1 protein-coding gene is annotated in these 1,196 nt (G+C 49.1%); it reads right to left on the minus strand.

The genetic code is table 11. From position 1 onward, the window contains the following. Positions 1-39 precede the first annotated feature (39 nt). Positions 40-1,121 (minus strand): IS3 family transposase gene (locus tag GO755_RS40640; RefSeq protein ID WP_157591168.1). Its coding sequence is split into 2 segments (ribosomal slippage): positions 40-869 and positions 869-1,121, totalling 1,083 coding nucleotides; the frame shifts between segments, so codons are not numbered across the junction. Positions 1,122-1,196: the final 75 nt, after the last annotated feature.

A 1,196-nucleotide genomic window follows, 5' to 3' on the forward strand; every position in this document is an offset into this window, starting at 1 on the left:
TGTCCTTACCCCGTTTGATGAGCCAGTTTTGACTGGAATTTAAGCCGCCTGCCGATATTCAACTGGCGTCATAAACTGCAAGGCCTGATGAGGCCGCTCCGTATTGTACTCCACTAGCCACTCATTGACCACACTCCGTACCTGTCGGATACTCGTGAAAATATGGGCATCTAAAACCTCGCGACGAAACGTCCCATTGAAGCGTTCAATATACGCGTTTTGAGTCGGCTTGCCCGGCTCGATCCAACATAACTCGACGGACTCTTCTTTACACCAATCCTGCAAGGCTTGACTGATGAACTCAGGCCCATTATCACTCCGTAGTCGCTCGGGTTTACCGTAGCGTTCTACCAACTGATTCAGCAAGCGGGTGACCCGAAGGGCTGGTAAGGAGTAGTCAACTTCAATACCCAAGGCTTCCCGATTGTAGTCGTCAACTACATTGAGCGTACGGAACTTACGCCCGCCTGTTAAGCTGTCGCAGGTAAAATCCAGCGACCAGCACTGATTACAAGCGCTTGCTTTAGGCAACGGTTTACGAACGGCATCCCGTAATCGCTTCTTCGTCTTTCGTCGTAAGCTTAAGCCTAAACGTCTGTACAAACGCCTGACTCGTTTATGATTCACCAACTCACCCTGTTTACGCAACCGGCGATAGATCTTTAGTACGCCCCACTGCTTATGCCGTCGAGCCAATTGCTCGATCCGACTTGCCAGCGCTTTATCCTTGTCTTTGATGGCTACTGGCTCACGAAAGGCATTGCGACTGAGACCTACCCAACGACAGGCTTTGCGTTGACTAATCTGTTTCTGATCAATCAACCATCTGACTAGCCCTCGACGCTCGGCAGGCCTTACCACTTTTTTGCCAGCGCTTCCTTGATGATTTCGTTTTGCAGGCTCAGTTCGGCGTACATCTTCTTGAGCCGACGGTTTTCGTCTTCCAGCTCTTTTAGCCGCTTGACCTCAGCGATTTGCATGCCGCCATACTTGGCTCGCCAATTATAAAACGTAGCCTCGCTGATACCATGTTCACGGGTGATTTGAGTGACTGTTTGGCCGCTATCCTGCTGTTTAAGGATAGCCACAATCTGAGATTCGGTGAATCGTGCTTGTTTCATTTCCCTTTGTAAACCTGTGAAAGTTAGTTTTTTATACTCTATTTTTCACTGGCTCACTTTTATGGGTTCAAGACA

The organism is Spirosoma arboris (genome assembly GCF_009754945.1).
GTDB classification, from domain to species: Bacteria; Bacteroidota; Bacteroidia; order Cytophagales; family Spirosomataceae; genus Spirosoma; species Spirosoma arboris.